Here is a 15,785-nt window from a genome sequence, read left to right as displayed (position 1 = left end):
GGGTCAGACTGGGCAGGTGAACTTCTCCGAGGCCGAGCTGACCGCTGCGATCACCGGGACCGCCAAGGCGGCCCTGGCGTCGAAGTCGAAGGACATCCGCAAGGGCCGGGTCGACGTCGAGCAGGCGTGGGCCGACCTCGGCGGGTTCGGTCGCTACCAGCTGATCGAGCCGATCGGTTCGGAGATCCTGCCGTTCCTGCTGGCGCTGCCTGACATCGAGCGCGTCGTGGGCGAACGCCCGGGCTACACGGGTGCCCAGATCCGCGAGACCGTCGAGGCGTTGACCGACGACGAAGGCGGCAAGCTCCGGCGCAAGGCGCTGGTGCTGGCGCGGGTTGCGCTCGTCACCACCGCGCTGGCGCACGTTCCGCCGTGGCCGGACCCGGACAAGCTGAACGTTCCCGACTCGCTCGGTGACCTCTGAACCTCAGGTCCAGGAGTCGAAGCTCCACCACCCCAGACCCCAGCCGATCGCGCCGAGGCCGAGGTAGATGCTGATCCAGTAGACCCGCACGCCTGCCTGCCCCGGTCGGTCCGTGCTTCGCGAGCGCAGCGCCCCGAGGGTCAACGGCACGGCGGGCGCGGCAATCAACCAGAACACCACGCCGCAGACGATCCAGGAGACCGACTTCGGGTCGGCGAAGCCGTACTCCAAGAAGTTCCAGCCCAGCGTCCCGAAGAGCACGGCCCACATCGGGAACACCGGCAGCGGCGTCTCGCTGATGGTGGCGGCGAAGGTGGCGCCGATGACGAACAGCAGCATGACCGGGATGCCCACGGCCATCAGCCCGGCACCGTCGGGGCACGGTTGGGCGCTGACGTAGGGACCACCGTCGGCACAGCTGCCGCCGACGTCCATCACGACGCGCTGGCCGTAGTAGGTCCAGGCCAGGCCGATCCCGGCGACGAGAGCACTCGAGGCCTGGAAGACCACGACGAGCGGGCGCCGCCCGGAGAGAAGGGTCTGCACCTCGTCGGTCATGGCGAGAAGTCTGCCCTAACCTCCGATCGCCGACCGGGCGCGGATGTCCCAGCAGAACGCGCCGACCGGGCGCGTATGTCCCGTCGCTGATCGTCAGCGAGACATCTGCGCCCGGTCGGCGGTCAGTGATGGGACATCTGTGCCCCCTCACGGATCAGCTCTGGGGCGCGCCCTTGAGCGTCAGGGCGTTGATCGGGACCGCGGTGATCCGCAGCGGCTGGGCCTGGGTGAACTCCCAGGTCGACGTGCCCGAGGAGACCGAGCAGCTCAGGTGCACGTCCGCGGTCGCCACCAGGGTCATCACCGCGTTGCCGGTGACCGCCGTACCGATGGTCTGACCCGGGGCGCCCTGCTCGCCGGCGTACAGGCTGTCGCGCTGGAGGTAGCAGTCCAGGTTGCCCGCGCCGGTGTACGTCGAGGGCCGCAGGAAGACCTCGTAGCTGAAGAGGTAGCTGCCCTTCGGCAGGTTCTTGATCGTGTACGTGTGCGTGGCCGAGGCGCTCGAGGAGCCGGCGTAGGCCCACACCAGGGCGCGGGTGCCGAGGGCGCTGGAGTCGATGCCGTCGATCTTGTCGGCGTTCAGGTTGGTGACCTTGCCGCTGCCGTTCACGGCCAGCGGGGCGTCGGAGACCTTCTTGGTCTTCAGCGACAGGGCCGGGCCCGGCGCGGTGCGGCTCAGCGTGCTGACCTTGCTGGTCTTGTTGGTCTTGCCGAGCAGGAAGCCCTTGCCCGTGGCGGCCATCGCGGCGGTGTTCGCGGCGAGGACCAGGATGGTCACGGCACCGATGACGGTGAGGACCGAGGTGATCTTGGAACGCATGCTCTCTCCCATGGTTGGTGGTGCTGGTGATGAAGGTCGGGTGGCGGCGGGACGGCCCCGAGATGCCCGTCCCATCGCTGGTCCCCAGCCTGGGAGAACGGTCTTAAATTCATCTTTCGGACGATCTGGGCGCCCTACGATGGGTGCGTGACGTTGCCGGCACTCGGACCAGGCGAGGCTCTGCCCCCTGACGTCGCCCCGTCCCCGCACCAGGTCGCGGACGCGCTGCTGGTCGAGGTGCTCGGCGCCCCCGATCCGCTCGTCGCAGCCGAGGAACGCGCGAGCGAGCTCACCAGCCTGTTGCTGCGCGACCAGTGGATGACCCTGCTGGACGGCATCGGTCCGACCCTGCCGGCGTGGATCGCGTGGCGGGCGGCGTACGGGCTGCACCACCTCGGTCACCTGCGCGACGCGGCCGCGGTGGCCGATCGCGCGGAGACCGGAGGCGACCCCGCCGACCTCGCGCGTCTGGCAGCCACGCGGGCGTCGATCGCGTGGAACCGGGGTGACCGTGACGGTGCGCAGACCTTCGTCACGACCGCTGGTGCGCTCGACATCGCCGCCGGCGGCGCCGCTCAGGGAGTCGTCGACGTCGCTCGCGCGCTGCTCGCGGCGGCAGAGGGCGACCGCGACGGGAACCTGCGGTACTACGAGCGCGCCCGTTCCTGGGCCGAGCGGTCCGACGACGACCTCACCCTCGAGCGGGTGCTCAACAACCTGTCCTCCCGCGCGCTGGAGTCCGGAGATCCCGAGGCCGCGGTCGAGTTCGCGGTGGCCGGGCAGCAGGTCAACCTGCGCACGGGCCACCAGTCCGGGTTGGCCCTGCTGCGGCACAACCTCGCCGAGGCGCTGATGACGCTGGGTCGTCTCGACGAGGCGCTGGCCGAGGCGCACCAGGCCCGCACCTTCTACGCGCTCGCCGGCTCGCCCAACGCCGGGAGCACCTGGCAGCTCGTTGCCGAGATCCAGTCGACGCTCGGTCTGGCCACGCAGGCAGCGGCATCGTTCCGGCACGCGATCGGGGCGGCCGAGCTCGAGGGGGACGCCCAGACACTCGTGCCCGCCCTCGCCGGCCTCGCCCTGGTCACCGCGCCGTCCGACCCGGCCGGTGCCACCGAGCTCGTCGCCCGGGTGGAACGCGAGCCGATCGCCGTCCGCGGAGCGGGTGCGCTGACGGCCGCCAGCTGGGTGCACCTGTGCACCGGCTAGCCGGCGCGTGCCCGCGAGCAGGCCGGCCTCGCGGTGCAGGAGGCGGGTCGCGTGGGTGACCTGACCCGGATGGCCGAGGCGCTGGAGATCCTCTGCCTCCTCGACGAGAGCTCGCCGGAGGACCCGCGGCTGCGCGAGGCCGGTCAGCTGCGTCGAAAGATCGGCGACCCGATCCGGATCGCGGTGCACCGTCTCGTCCGCGCCCATCTCGGACGCGACCCGCTCGAACGACGGCTGGCTGCCGCCGAGCTCCGCGCGCACGGCATCGTCGCGGACGCCGGTCAGATCGCCGGTCAGCTGCACGCGATCAACGAGGGGGCGACCTCCGCGCCGATCCGGGTGCACTCGCTCGGCGCGTTCGTCGTCCTGCGCCAGGGCGAGCCGCTCGCGCCCGGTGCCTGGCCCTCGCGCAAGGCGCACGAGGCGCTGCGCCTTCATCGCCGCGCACGGGTCCACCGGTATCAGCCGGGCCCGCCTCGCCGAGCTGCTCTGGCCGGAGACCAGGGACGTCAGCAACCGGCTCTCGGTGGCCCTGTCGCACCTGCGGGCCACCCTCGACCCGGACAAGGCCTACGGCAGCGACCACTTCCTGCGCACCGAGAGCGGGCGGCTGGTGCTCGCCGCCGACTGGGTCGAGCACGACGTCGACGACTTCCGGCGCGCTGCCGGCTCCGCGCTCGGCCGGTACGCCGACGGGCCCGTCGCTGCTGCCGAGGAGAGTCAGGCCGTGGCCGCGCTCGAGGCGGCCGCGTCGCTCTACACCGGAGAGTTCGCGGACGGCGAGGAGGCCGACTGGGTCCTCGAGATCCGTGAGGAGCTGGACGCGCTGGCACGCCGGGTCGTCCGGGCGCTGGCTTTGCTGCACCTGCGCCGCGGTGCCGCGGACGCGGCCGTCCCGTGGCTGACCCGTCTGCTGAGCGCCGACCCGTACGACGAGCCGGACCACCTCGCGCTCATCGAGGCGCTCCGCGTGGCCGGCCGATACGGCGAGGCGCGGATCGCGCACCGCCGGTACGCCGAGCGGATGGCCCAGCTCGGGGTGCCCGCACAGCCGTGGGAAGCGCTCACCGCCTGAGCCTTGACTTAGAGACCGATCGGTTGCAATCTAAGGCATGACCTTCTCTGGCTCCAGCTACGACGTGATCATCAAGGGCGGCCGCGTCTTCGACGGCAGCACCGGACCCTCCGTCATCGCGAACGTCGGCATCCGCGACGGGAAGGTCGTCGAGATCTCGGCCAGCCCGCTCGACGAGACCGGCTGCGCGCGGGTGATCGACGCGACCGGCAAGTGGGTCACCCCCGGCATGGTCGACATCCACACGCACTACGACGTCGAGATCCTCGACGGACCTGCCCTGGCCGAGTCGGTGCGGCACGGCATGACGACGATCTTTCTCGGGTCCTGCTCTCTCTCGACCGTGCACGTCGAGCCGTCGGTGGCGGGAGACATCTTCGGTCGGGTCGAGGCGATCCCGCGTCGTCACGTCATCGAGGCAGTCGAGACGCACGGTCCGTGGGCCTCGGCCGGCGAGTACGCCGACTACATCGACTCGCTGGCGCTCGGGCCGAACATCGCCGCCTTCCTCGGGCACTCCGACATCCGGGCATCCGAGATGGGCCTGGATCGCGCGACCACCAAGGGCGTCGTCCCGACCGAGTCCGAGCTGCGGGGCATGGAGGCCAAGCTCAGCGAGGCCCTCGACGCCGGCTTCATCGGCATGTCAGCCCAGGAGTTGCTGTTCGACAAGCTCGACGGAGAGGTGTGCCGGTCGCGGACGCTCCCGTCGACGTACGCGAAGGGGCGTGAGCGTCGCCGCCTCTACAAGATCCTGCGCAAGCGTGACCGGGTGCTCCAGGCAGGGCCGGACATCGGCAACCCGATGAGCTTCGTCGGCCTGTTCTCCGCCTCGACCGGACTGCGGCGTAAGAAGCTCAAGCTCAGCCTGCTCTCGGCAGCCGACCTCAAGGCGAACAAGTTCGCCATCAAGATCATGGGTCCGACGTCCCGCGCGGTGAAGAAGCTCGGCGGCGACCTGAAGTGGCAGCACCTGCCGGTCCCGTTCGAGGTGTACGCCGACGGCATCGACCTGGTCATCTTCGAGGAGTTCGGGACCGGCGCGGCGGCTCTCCACCTCGCCGACGCGGTCGAGCGGATGCGCCTGCTCCAGGACGAGGAGTACCGCCGCAAGTTCCGCAAGGACTACGAGAACAAGTTCGGCTTGCGCGTCTGGCACCGCGACTTCTTCGACGCCGACATCACCGAGTGCCCCGACGACTCGGTCATCGGCAAGACGTTCGGCCAGGTCGGTCAGGAGCGCGGTGGGCTGCACCCGGTCGACGCCTTCCTCGACCTCGTCGTCGAGCACGGCACCAAGCTGCGCTGGCGCACCACGATCTCCAACCACCGGCCCGAGGTGCTCAACAAGCTCAGCGTGCTCGACGGCGTGCAGATGGGCTTCTCCGATGCGGGTGCGCACCTGCGCAACATGGCGTTCTACAACTTCGGGCTCCGGTTCCTCCGGCGCGCGCACGACGCCGAGAAGGCGGGCCGCGGCTTCATGACGATGGAGCACGCGGTGCACCGCCTCACCGGCGAGCTCGCCGACTGGTACGACCTGGACGCGGGTCACCTGCGCGTCGGTGACCGTGCCGACGTCGTGGTGATCGACCCCGCGGGCCTGGACGACGAGCTCGACAGCTACCACGAGAACCCGGTGCCGGCGTTCGACAACCTGCCCCGGATGGTCAACCGCAACGACCGCGCGGTGACCGCCGTGCTCGTCGGCGGCGAGTTCGTCCACGGCGAGGGTGTCGCGTCCGACAAGCTCGGGTCGGTGCGGACGGGCCGGTTCCTGCGCGCAGGCCAGAAAGCCTCGTGACCGAGGCAGGCTCGACGACCGGACGACGTACCCAGGCAGAACGCACGGCGGCCACCAAGGCCGCGCTCGTCGACGCGACCATCGAGACGATCGCGGACCTCGGGTACCACCGCGCCTCGCTCGGCGAGATCTGCACCCGTGCCGGTGTCTCCAAGGGCGGGCTGTTCCGGCACTTCGACTCGCGGCTCGACCTGGTCGTCGCCGCAGCCGAGGAGGTCGGTCGTCGGCACCTCGACGGGGTCCGGGAGCTCGGAGACGTGCCGATCGCCGACCTGCTGACCTTCGCCCGGAGCCGGGCTCGGGCCCGGATCAACGCCGTTTGGTTCGAGCTGCTGATCGCCGCACGCACCGACACGGCGCTGCGGGAGCAGCTGACGCCGGTGGCGCTCCATCTCTACGACCGGATCGAGGAGATCGCGGTCGCGGCGACGCCGTGGGCCGAGATGGAGCCCGACGTGACCCGGCTGGCGGTGACCTCGGTGGTGCACATGTTCGACGGCGAGGCGGTCATCCGTGCGGTGCTGCCCAGGCCCGACCTCGAGGAGGCGCGCCTGGCCGGGGTCGTCGAGCTCTTCGAGGCCGTCGCTCAGGACGGCAGCGGCCGGCCCCGTTGATTCGCGAGAGGTCCCAGATGTCTCGCCCCCGTACGTCGAGAGGGCTGGGGTGCACGCGTCACGAGACCCAGTTGGGACATCTGAGCCCGCTCGGCGTACCTAGGCGGGACATCTGAGCCCGCTCGGCGTACATGGGCGGGACTAGTTGCCCAGGGCGGCGGCGGGTGCCAGGGCGCTGGACCGGTTGGTCCAGGTCCACACGATCCAGCCGGCGGCCGTGGCCGGCACGGTGGTGAGCAGCAGGTAGACGACGGGGTCGGGTGTCGGCAGGGTCGAGGCGGTGCCGGTGGCGATCGCGGCGAGCAGGACCGCGCCGGCCCAGACCGAGCCGCCGACCGTCGTACGGATCAGGGCGCCGCGCAGGGTCCGGTGCTGGGTGGCCGCCGGTAGCCCGGCCACCGCGGCCAGACCCGCGGTGGCCAGGTAGAGCCACAGGGCGGCGGTCAAGGTCAGTCCGCTGACGACCCCGGCCAGGGCTGCGCACCCGAAGCCCTCCCAGAGCTGCCGGGGCAACGAGAAGTCCGTGAAGTGCCGGCGCGGCATCTCCCTGGTCGTCATCGTGGTCCTTCGGCAGTCGAGGTGTGTCCGCACCCCATCGGCGGGAGGGGCGCCCTCCTGAGACGAACCAGTCCGGAGTCCATGACGCGAGACGCCGGAACCCCCGACCGGAAAGCTGGTCGGGGGTTCCGGTGCGGTCAGATCTGAACCCGGAGGTCGCCGAGCTTCGCGGCGAAGTCCAGGACCCTGTCCTTGCCGGTGCCGCCGCGGAAGACGTCGGATCCTGCTCCGCCACGCAACCTGTCCTTCCCGGACCCACCCGTGAGCACGTCCCGGCCGGCGCCGCCGCTGAGTCGGTCCTTACCGCCGCGTCCGATCAGCAGGTCGGGCCCTGCGGTGCCGATCAGCTTGTTCGCCCGGGCGTTGCCGGTGCGGACGACGATCGTCAGCACCGTCTTCTTGCCGCCGTCGCTCGCGGTGACCTTCACCAGTGCCGAACCCTTGCCGCGGGGTGCCGCGGTGATGGTCAGGAGGCGCGCACCGTTCGTGGCGGTGGCCAGCTTCAGGCCCGACACGGGCACCAGCCGGGTGTTGGAGCTGGTGACCGCGAGCTTCACCGACGTCGGGGTCTCCTTGTCGGTGACGGTCAGCGGGAAGGTTCCGGAGCGACCGTCGGCGCCCGCGGCGAGTCCCGGTCCGTTGCCGATCTTGACGACCGGTGCCGTGTTCGGCGACGGTTGCGGGTTCCCCGGAGTACCGGGGTCCGGAGTACCGGGGTCCGGAGTACCGGGGTCGGGGGTGCCGGGGTCCGGAGTTCCGGGGTCGGTCGGCTTCGGCTCCTCGACGGTGAGCCGCACCGAACCGGGCAGGGAGTGGTGACCCTCGGCGTCGACGACCTCGTAGCTGAAGCTCTGCTGGCCGGTGTAACCGACCGGGGGGACGTAGACGAACCCGCCGTCGGGCTGGAGGGCGAATTCTCCCTGGGCCGGCTTCGTGACCAGCTTCGCGGTCAGCGGGCCACCTTGCGGGTCGGTGTCGTTGGCGAGGACGCCGGGAGCAGGAACCTGGAGCGCCCAGTTCACCGTGGTGGTCCACTCGTCGTGGTGCGCGGTCGGCGACACCGCCGGTGCCACGTTCACCCGGACGACGGCAGTCGCGGACGGACGCCCGTCGGCGGAGACCGCCCGGTAGGTCCACGAGTCCTGGCCGGTGAACCCGGCATCGGGGAAGTAGAAGAACGAGCCGTCGTCGTTCGCCGAGATGAACCCGTGCGACGGGTTCGACGCCGTCACGTAGTGGATCTTCTGCCCGAGCGGGTCGTGGTCGTTGGCGAGGAGCTTGCCGGTGACCTGTCCGAGGCCAGCGTCGGTGCTGAAGGTGTCGTCGCCGGCAACCGGGCGGGTGAAGCCGCCGATCTGCGAGGACCCGACGATGGTCACGTCCCGGGCCTCGTCCGAGCCGACCGTGGTGAGCACGGCCTGGCCGCCGGAGTCCGGGTCGACCCGGACGAGCGCCGCGGTGCCCTGGGCGCCCTCGACCTCGAGGGCGACGAGCCGCCCGTCCGCCTCCAGCGCCATGCCGAAGTTCTGGGTGGTCAGGTTGCCCGCCTGTGCTGCCGTGCTGACGGCGTTCGTGCCGGGCGCGATCGCCGCGATCCGGGTTCCCTGGGTGCCCGCGGCCCGCACGTGCACCAGGATCCGGCCCTTGCGGTCGATGACCAGCCCGCCGACCCGGCCGCCGAGGTCGGCAATCTTGCTGACGTTCCCGTTCGTCTGGTTGATACGCCAGACGCTCTCGTCGGCGGACACCACGTAGTCACCGTGCCAGTCGACGGCCAGCCCTGCGGTGCCGCGCAGGATGGTGCTGGACGACAGGTAGGTCAGCTTGCCGGTGCTCGGGTTGAACGTCGCGAGCTTGGACTCGTGCTCGAACATCACCACCATCGCGAGGTTGCCGTCGGAGCGCAGCACGATCTCGTCGAAGGCTCGTCCGTAGATGTCGTCGATGTGGTCCAGCAGTACGGTCTGCTTCCCGGTGAGGTGGTCCACCCGGACGATCCGGCCAGCGTCGTTGCCGACGATCAGGTCGCCGTCGGGTTCGGCGATCACCTCGTCGGCGGCGTACCCGATGCCGAACGACGCGGCGCGCGAGCGCTCCGCCGTGGTGCGGTCGATCCGGTCGATCCCGGAGCCACCGTCGAAGACGTGGCCGTAGGTGCTGACCAGGATGTCACCGGTCGTGACGATCGGTGCTGCGGCGTGCGCCGTCGGCGCAGCGAGGGTGCCGGCGGCCAGGAGGCTTCCGGCGACGGCGGCCGCTGCGCTGCGGCCGACGGGGTTGCGGCCCACGGGGTTGCGGGTGGAGCGGTGGGTCCTGCGGATGCGGAGATGCATGTCTTCTTCCTCAGTGTGTGTGGGGTGGTCAGGTGTGCTCAGGCGAGATCTGTTGCGATCGCCGCTGCGACCGCCTTGGCCTCGGGGTCGATCTCGTCGGCTGACAGCGCCAGGGTCGAGACCGCGAAGACGGTGCCGCCGGCCTCGGCAACAACCTCGTTCTGGCCGACGTCGACCGGGCTGAAGGCACGGTTGCCGACGCCGGGGACGTCCTCGGTGCCGCCACGGTTGGTGGCGTAGCCGGACTTGATGCCGTCGAACTCCGCCGCCGAGCCGTACGCGAAGACCGCGATGGTGCGGACGTTCGCGCCCGACACCTCGTAGGTGCAGTCCCGGGCGTTGCCGGGAACGCCCTCGGCCACGCTGCCACCGGTGATGGCCTGGATGGTCGCTGCGGTGGTGATCGAGCACGGATCGGAGGTGGTGCTGGTCGTGCTGCTGCTCGAGCTGGCCGCGGGCTGGTCGGCGGCCGGGTCGGTCGCCTTCTCCGGGCTGTTCGAACCGCAGGCGGACAGGGCGACCAGGGCGATCGTCGCCAGGCCCGAGGCGAGCAGGGTGCTGGTGGTGTTCATGGTGCTTCCTTCTGTGGGTGGGTGGGGTCGTGCACAAGAGGGCGTCGTCACAGGACGACGAGATCGAGGAGAACGGCGACTGCTGTCCCGACGGCGATGGCGAGCGGCAGGCTGCCGGTGCGTCGTACGGCGAGGAACAAGGCGAGGGCGGTGGCGAGGACGACCAGCGTCGAGACCGTGGTCCCTCCGCGGGTCGCCGCGTCGGCCTCAACCGCGACCAGCGCCGCCATGGAGGCCGGGGCCAGGTGGGACAGCGAGGCCCGGACGCGTGCGGGCAACCGGTCGGCCGGGACCGCCAGGATGAAGAGCACCCGGAAGGTCCAGCACACGGCGCCGAGCGCCAGCATGGCGATGATCGTCATCGGCTTGCCCTCTCCTCGACGAGGACCGCGGTGGCGACACCGGCCAGGGTGCCGCCGAGGATGCCGACCTCGGGGACGAGGTGGGCCACCGCGACGGCGACCAGAGCGGCCGTCGCCGCAGCGGAGATCGCCGGCACGTTCACCAGCCGGGGCACGAGCATGGCCAGGAACATCGCCATCGGCACCAGGGTCGCCAGGTGGGGGAGCGTCGGAAGAGCAGGACCGACCAGGACCCCGGCCGCGACAGACGCCGACCAGACACCCAGCAGGGTCCACCCGAGCCAGGCCCAGTAGCGACGGAACTCCTCCGCGCTCAGGTCCTCGCGTCCGACAGCGGACAGGTAGGTCTGGTCGAGGATGAACGTCGGCCCGATCAGGCGGAACCAACGCGGCTGGTCGCGGAAGAGCGGCTGCAGCGCAGCGCCGTACAGCATGATCCGGGCGTTGACGACCGCTCCGCTGATCACCGCGGTGACCAGGCCGGCGCCGAGGTGCAGAGCCGTCATCGTGGTCAGCTGGGCGCTGCCGCCGTACACGGCGACCGAGCCGAGCAGCGTAGCCAGCGCTCCGGTCCCCAGCGTGCTCGAGGCGACGCCGAGCATGATCCCGAACGGGACGATCCCGGGAGCCACGGCGACGATGTCGCGCACTGCGGCACGTCGGAGGTCCGTGGTCGGGACGTGGATCTCGGTCTGTGTGGTCATGTCTCCACCCTGGGCTGGACCGGCGCGACGTACTTGACGACGAGGTGGCGGAGATGTGGGGACTTCGTGGAGACGCTCTGCAAAACTGTCGCCGTGGTCCTTCGGCTGGCAGACGACATCGAGATCGACGAGGCGCTCTTCGAGGTACGCCGCGCCGGTCAGCCGGTCCCCCTCGAACCGCAGGCGTTCGACGTCCTGCTCCACCTGGTGCGTCACCGCGACCGGATCGTGCCCAAGGAAGAGCTGATGGACTCGATCTGGGGCGGCCGGTTCGTCAGCGAGACGACCGTGACGAGTCGGATCAAGCAGGTCCGCAAGGCGCTGGGCGACGACGGGCAGGCCCAGCGCTGCATCCGGACGCTGCACGGTCGGGGGTACCGGTTCGTGGCTGAGGTCGTCGAGAGCACCGAGAGCGCCGACAGCGTCGAGCGCGTCGTTCCGACCGGAGCGGCGCCGGTCGCCGGGCCGTCACCGGTGGAGCAGAGCCCGATCCGCTACACCACCAGCGACGGGCTGCACATCGCCTACCAGGTCACCGGCAGCGGGCCGATCGACATCGTCCTGATCTCCGGCTTCGTCTCCCACCTCGAGGTGGACTGGGACGACCCGCGGCACGCCTACTTCCTCGAGCGGCTCGGAGCGATGGGTCGGCTGATCCGCTTCGACAAGCGCGGCACCGGGATGTCCGACCGGCCGCCGGGTGTGCCGGACCTGGAGACCCGGATGCACGACGTGCTCGCGGTCATGGATGCGGTCGGGTCGCAGAAGGCGGTCATCTGCGGGTACTCCGAAGGCGGCCCGATGGCCATGCTCATGGCGGCCATGCATCCCGAGCGGGTCTCGGGTCTCGTCCTGTACGGCACCTACGCACGACGGGTCTGGGCCGAGGACTACCCCTACGCCCAGACAGCCGAGGCGCGGGCAGCGTGGACCGAGGAGCTGGTGACCAACCTCGACTGGGAGGCCGACCTGCGGTACCGCTGCCCGTCGGGCGACGACGCGATGGCGGAGTGGTGGGCGCGGCGGATGCGCGCCTCCGCGACGCCGGGAACGGTCCGGCAGCTGATGGACATGAACGCCCTGGTCGACGTGCGCGGGATCCTGCCGAGCCTGCGGGTACCGACGCTGGTGCTGCACCGACGCGGTGATGCGATGTTCACCTGGGAGGAAGGCCAGTACATCGCCGACCGGATCCCGGGTGCACGGCTCGAGCTCCTCGACGGTGAGGACCACTTCGTCTCCGGTGACCCGAAGCAGATCGTGGACGCGATCGAACCGTTCATCACGCCGACGACGGTGCCCGACCAGCCGGTCGCCCTCGCAGCGGTCGTGGTCAGCCGGGGTGCCGGAGCCGAGGAGCTGACGAGCGCCTTGGTCGCGGGCGGCGGTCGCCGTCGCCTGACGACGTCGGGGGAGACCGCGGTTCTGTTCGACGGGCCCGCGACCGGGGTGCGGGCCGGGATCAACGCGCTGACGACCGGTCACACCGCAGGCATCGGTCTGGCGATCGCCGAGGTGCCCGTCGGAGACCTTCCGGTCTCCGGGGACGGCGTGGATGCCGCCGTGGACCTTGCCGGGCGTGCGCCCGTCGGCGCGATGCTCGTCAGCCACATGGCGTCGCTGCTGCTCATGGGTTCGGGGATCCAGGCGACCCCCTTCGAGACCTCCGACGACGCCTTCCTGGTCTCCCCGGCCTGACCCCTACCAAGCACGAACCCCCGGTCAGCGCCGCTGACCGGGGGTTCGTCGAGTCTCAGGCCTCGTTCTCGAGGGCGGCCGTCACGCGACGGTGCGCCTCCCAGATCGCCTCGGGCAGCCGCTCGAAGGAGCTGAGGTGCTCCTCGCGGTAGCCCATCTCCTGCTTCCAGCGGTCGACGTCGATCGTCAGGATCGCCTCGAGGTCGGCGTCGCTGATGTCGACCCCCTCGAGGTTGAGCTCCTCGGCGGTCGGGATGATGCCGACGGCCGTCTCGCGACCCTTCACCTCACCGTTCTTGAGCTGCAGCAGCCAGAGCAGCGGGCGCAGGTTGTCGCGGTACCCGGGCCAGCGGAAGTGGCCGTCCTCCGGGTCCTTCTGGAACCAGTTGACGTGGGCGAAGATCGGCTGCTCCTTGGCGGCACCGACGACGTTCAGGTAGTGCTGCGCGTAGTCGCCCTCGCCGTAGGCCATGAAGGGGCGGTTCGACATCGGGTCGTAGCGGAGCACGCCTTCCTTGCCCTCGGCCGCGGCGGTCGCCTCGGCGCCCAGGGTCAGGCCGTCGTAGACGCCCTCGGCCAGGTCGTGGATCGCGCGGATCAGCGGCTCGCGGTCACGGGTACGACCACCGAAGATGATCGCGTCGATCGGGACGCCGGACGCGGCGTCGTAGTCCTTGGCGATGTTCGGGACGTTGTCCAGCGTGGTGGTGAACCGGCTGTTCGGGTGCGCCCACGGCGAGGTGTCGCCCGGTTCGCGGTCGGCGATCGGTGCGCCGAGCCAGTCCAGCCAGCCGTCGACGTCGGCCGGCGGCTCCGGAGTGCGGCCCTCCCACCAGACCTCACCCGAGGTCGGGTTGTAGGCGATGTTGGTGAAGATCGCACCGGTCCCCGGGGCGATCGACTCCAGCGCGGTCGGGTTGGTGCCCTCGTTGGTGTCCTTGGCGACACCGAAGACGCCGTACTCCGGGTTCATGCCGTAGAGCTTGCCGCTCTCCTCGTCGACCCACAGCCACGCGATGTCGTCGCCGTAGAAGGAGACGTGGTACCGGTCGCCGAGGGCGTCGGGGGCCAGCATCATCGCGAGGTTGGTCTTGCCCGAGGCGCTCGGGAAGCCACCGCAGATGTGGTAGTCCTTGCCGGTCTCCTTGTCGTGGATCCCGATGAGCATGTACTGCTCGGCGAGGAACTTGCCGGAGACCCAGCCGTCGTACGCCGCCTGGCGCAGACCGTGCGCGATCTTGCCGAGAAGGGCGTTGCCGCCGTAGCTCGAGCCGTAGTGCAGGATCGTCCGCTCGTCGGCGACGGTGACGAAGTAGCGCGAGTCCTCCGGGGTGCCCTGGCCGAGGTTCTCCAGGTCGCCGGTGACGTGCACGGCGCGGACGAACTGGTTCGGGTCCTCGAGGTCGTTGATGTACTGGACGCCGACGCGGGCCATCCGGATCATGTGCAGCACGACGGTGCGGCAGTCGGTCAGCTCGACGCCGGTCGCCCACGGGGCGAGCGCGTTGCCGACCGGGGACATCAGGTACGGGATCACGTACATCGTCTTGCCGGCCGAGGCGCCGCGCATGTTGTTCTTCTGCAGCTCGGTCATCTCGGCGGCGTCGCGCCAGTTGTTGTACTCGCCCTTGTCGGTCGGCCGGCTGGTCGCGACGACGGTGCGCTCCTCGGAGCGGGCGGTGTCCTTATGGTAGCTGCGGGAGTAGTACAGGCCCTCACCGGCGGGCTCCAGCTCGCCGGCCTCCAGGCACTCGGCGATGAGTCGGGCGTCGTCCGCCGGAGATACGACCTCGATGTTCGCTGCTCCGGTCAGCTCGGCCCAGTACGCGACGTACTCGCGGACCTTGGGGTTGCTGACGCCTGCGGCGTCGAGGGCGGTGTTGACGTCAACCATGGGTGCTCGTTCCTTGTGTGGTCTGGTCGGGCTGGGTCGAGGCTACAGGCTCCTCCGGGGCAGGTTGCAGGTGTCCATCGAACGGTTTGTGACGGTTCCCACGCCCGGTCAGGTCGGGAGCTGGTCCGCCCGGGCCTCGACCAGTGCCGCGGGTGCTGTCAGCCGCCATGCCTCGAAGGTCAATTCGGCCAATTCGTCGCGCTCGATGCGCTCGAGGTGGATCACGACCCAGCCGTAGGCGCCCGAGGTGTACTGCACCTCGAAGACGTCAGGACGCTCGGCGACGAGGGAGAGCTGCTCGACGATCGTCTGCTTCAGCCCCGCCGTGTTGGTGGCCGGCCACAGGTACCCGAACGCCTGGCCGCCGACGTCGAGCCGGATCCAGCTGGCCGACGGCCGCTGCCCCGTCTCGGGCAGCTGCTCGACGAGCTCGGCGACGTCCTCGATCTGGCAGGGCACGCGGTGATCATGGCAGGGACGGGGGACATCCGTGGTTCAGGAAGGAGCGCGAACCGCGAGCCCGAGGGCGCCCGCTGCCGTGGTCATCTGCCTGTCGTACGTCACGACGCAGTCCGCACCGATCCTGATGGCAGCTGCAAGGTGCAGCGCGTCGAGTGATCGAAGGATGCCCGGAAGGAGGCCGGCCTCCCGGAAGAGCGAGGGTGGAGTCTCGTAGACGTCCATCCCGTCCAAGAAGTCGGAAACTGCCTGCTGGGTCAGGTTCGCGTGCCGGGCCACCGAGCGGCGGAGCTCGGTCTCCAGCAGCGTGCACGCAACCAGGTCAGGAGCTTCGTCGTCGAGGTGCCGAGCGAGCGCGGCGGACTCGGCCTCTTGCGCCAGGAGCTTGAGAGCTGCCGACGAGTCCAGGTACCAACGGCTCATCGGTCGCCGCGGAGGAAGTCGATCGTCGCACTCGTGGGTTCCGAAGGTTGCACCCGTTTGGTGTCGGAGAACCGTGTGCGCTTCTTCGCCGGACGGTCGATCTTCAGGTCCGGATCTGAGATCGGGACGATGCGAGCCACGGGAACGCCTCGTCTGGTCACGATGTAGGTCTCGCCGGCTTCGACGCCCCGCATGATCTCGGCGTTGTCGTTGCGGAGCTCGCGCTGGCTGATCTCCTTCACGGACACAACTGTAGCGACTTGTAGCACAAAGCCTAG

The 15,785-nt window shown here is 70.2% G+C and carries 17 protein-coding genes; 6 read left to right on the top strand and 11 right to left on the bottom strand.

Annotated features, from left to right (window positions below; all coding sequences use genetic code 11):
* Window positions 1-16: 16 nt before the first annotated feature.
* Window positions 17-424, top strand: a complete 408-nt coding sequence (locus tag ABIE44_RS08450; RefSeq protein ID WP_354437936.1) for a hypothetical protein — start codon at window positions 17-19, stop codon at window positions 422-424.
* A 3-nt stretch (window positions 425-427) separates the two neighbouring features.
* Here the strand turns inward: ABIE44_RS08450 and ABIE44_RS08445 are convergent, their stop codons facing one another.
* Window positions 428-982: a hypothetical protein gene (locus ABIE44_RS08445; RefSeq protein WP_209719530.1), complete on the bottom strand. Its 555-nt coding sequence runs from the start codon at window positions 980-982 to the stop codon at window positions 428-430.
* Window positions 983-1,136: 154 nt separating this feature from the next.
* Window positions 1,137-1,802, bottom strand: a complete 666-nt coding sequence (locus tag ABIE44_RS08440; RefSeq protein WP_209719533.1) for a hypothetical protein — start codon at window positions 1,800-1,802, stop codon at window positions 1,137-1,139.
* Between the two features lie 147 nt (window positions 1,803-1,949).
* Here ABIE44_RS08440 and ABIE44_RS08435 point away from each other — a divergent pair, with 147 nt between their 5' ends.
* The 4 genes from ABIE44_RS08435 to ABIE44_RS08420 all read left to right on the top strand — a co-directional run bounded on the left by ABIE44_RS08435 (window position 1,950) and on the right by ABIE44_RS08420 (window position 6,504).
* On the top strand, window positions 1,950-3,011 hold the full coding sequence (locus ABIE44_RS08435) for a tetratricopeptide repeat protein (RefSeq protein WP_209719534.1): 1,062 nt from the start codon (window positions 1,950-1,952) through the stop codon (window positions 3,009-3,011).
* Window positions 3,012-3,405: 394 nt separating this feature from the next.
* Entirely contained in the window at window positions 3,406-4,086 is a 681-nt protein-coding gene (locus ABIE44_RS08430; RefSeq protein WP_354437935.1) for an AfsR/SARP family transcriptional regulator, read from the top strand.
* Between the two features lie 37 nt (window positions 4,087-4,123).
* A complete protein-coding gene (locus ABIE44_RS08425) occupies window positions 4,124-5,890 on the top strand; it encodes an N-acyl-D-amino-acid deacylase family protein (RefSeq protein ID WP_209719540.1) in 1,767 nt (588 codons plus the stop codon).
* Window positions 5,887-6,504 carry a TetR/AcrR family transcriptional regulator gene (locus ABIE44_RS08420; protein WP_209719543.1) on the top strand — a complete coding sequence of 206 codons (618 nt, stop codon included), beginning with the start codon at window positions 5,887-5,889 and terminating at the stop codon, window positions 6,502-6,504. The genes ABIE44_RS08425 and ABIE44_RS08420 overlap by 4 nt, the downstream gene beginning before the upstream one ends.
* 141 nt (window positions 6,505-6,645) lie before the next feature.
* Here ABIE44_RS08420 and ABIE44_RS08415 read toward each other — a convergent pair whose 3' ends face one another.
* From ABIE44_RS08415 to ABIE44_RS08395, 5 genes are all read right to left on the bottom strand, one after another.
* Entirely contained in the window at window positions 6,646-7,062 is a 417-nt protein-coding gene (locus tag ABIE44_RS08415; protein ID WP_209719545.1) for a hypothetical protein, read from the bottom strand.
* A 137-nt stretch (window positions 7,063-7,199) separates the two neighbouring features.
* Window positions 7,200-9,395 (bottom strand): Ig-like domain-containing protein, encoded by a 2,196-nt coding sequence (locus ABIE44_RS08410; RefSeq protein ID WP_209719546.1) that lies wholly within the window; start codon window positions 9,393-9,395, stop codon window positions 7,200-7,202.
* Between the two features lie 38 nt (window positions 9,396-9,433).
* Entirely contained in the window at window positions 9,434-9,967 is a 534-nt protein-coding gene (locus ABIE44_RS08405; protein ID WP_209719550.1) for a hypothetical protein, read from the bottom strand.
* Between the two features lie 47 nt (window positions 9,968-10,014).
* Window positions 10,015-10,329: an AzlD domain-containing protein gene (locus tag ABIE44_RS08400; RefSeq protein WP_209719554.1), complete on the bottom strand. Its 315-nt coding sequence runs from the start codon at window positions 10,327-10,329 to the stop codon at window positions 10,015-10,017.
* Window positions 10,326-11,033 (bottom strand): AzlC family ABC transporter permease, encoded by a 708-nt coding sequence (locus ABIE44_RS08395; protein ID WP_209719556.1) that lies wholly within the window; start codon window positions 11,031-11,033, stop codon window positions 10,326-10,328. Before ABIE44_RS08395 ends, ABIE44_RS08400 begins: the two co-directional genes overlap by 4 nt.
* Before the next feature lie 93 nt (window positions 11,034-11,126).
* On the opposite strand from ABIE44_RS08395, the gene ABIE44_RS08390 reads away from it, so the two are divergent.
* Window positions 11,127-12,731, top strand: coding sequence for an alpha/beta hydrolase (locus ABIE44_RS08390; RefSeq protein ID WP_209719559.1), 1,605 nt, complete (start codon window positions 11,127-11,129; stop codon window positions 12,729-12,731).
* Window positions 12,732-12,786: 55 nt separating this feature from the next.
* Here the strand turns inward: ABIE44_RS08390 and ABIE44_RS08385 are convergent, their stop codons facing one another.
* The 4 genes from ABIE44_RS08385 to ABIE44_RS08370 all read right to left on the bottom strand — a co-directional run bounded on the left by ABIE44_RS08385 (window position 12,787) and on the right by ABIE44_RS08370 (window position 15,749).
* Window positions 12,787-14,625, bottom strand: coding sequence for a phosphoenolpyruvate carboxykinase (GTP) (locus ABIE44_RS08385; protein WP_209719562.1), 1,839 nt, complete (start codon window positions 14,623-14,625; stop codon window positions 12,787-12,789).
* A 108-nt stretch (window positions 14,626-14,733) separates the two neighbouring features.
* Window positions 14,734-15,084: an MmcQ/YjbR family DNA-binding protein gene (locus ABIE44_RS08380; RefSeq protein ID WP_209719565.1), complete on the bottom strand. Its 351-nt coding sequence runs from the start codon at window positions 15,082-15,084 to the stop codon at window positions 14,734-14,736.
* Between the two features lie 36 nt (window positions 15,085-15,120).
* A complete protein-coding gene (locus tag ABIE44_RS08375) occupies window positions 15,121-15,507 on the bottom strand; it encodes a type II toxin-antitoxin system VapC family toxin (protein WP_209719568.1) in 387 nt (128 codons plus the stop codon).
* Entirely contained in the window at window positions 15,504-15,749 is a 246-nt protein-coding gene (locus ABIE44_RS08370; RefSeq protein WP_209719570.1) for a type II toxin-antitoxin system Phd/YefM family antitoxin, read from the bottom strand. The genes ABIE44_RS08375 and ABIE44_RS08370 overlap by 4 nt, the downstream gene beginning before the upstream one ends.
* Window positions 15,750-15,785 lie beyond the last annotated feature (36 nt).

It is taken from the genome of Marmoricola sp. OAE513, from assembly GCF_040546585.1.
GTDB lineage: Bacteria > Actinomycetota > Actinomycetes > Propionibacteriales > Nocardioidaceae > Marmoricola.
The sequence above is the reverse complement of the archived record's forward strand: the minus strand, read 5'-3'. Positions and strand labels throughout refer to the sequence as shown.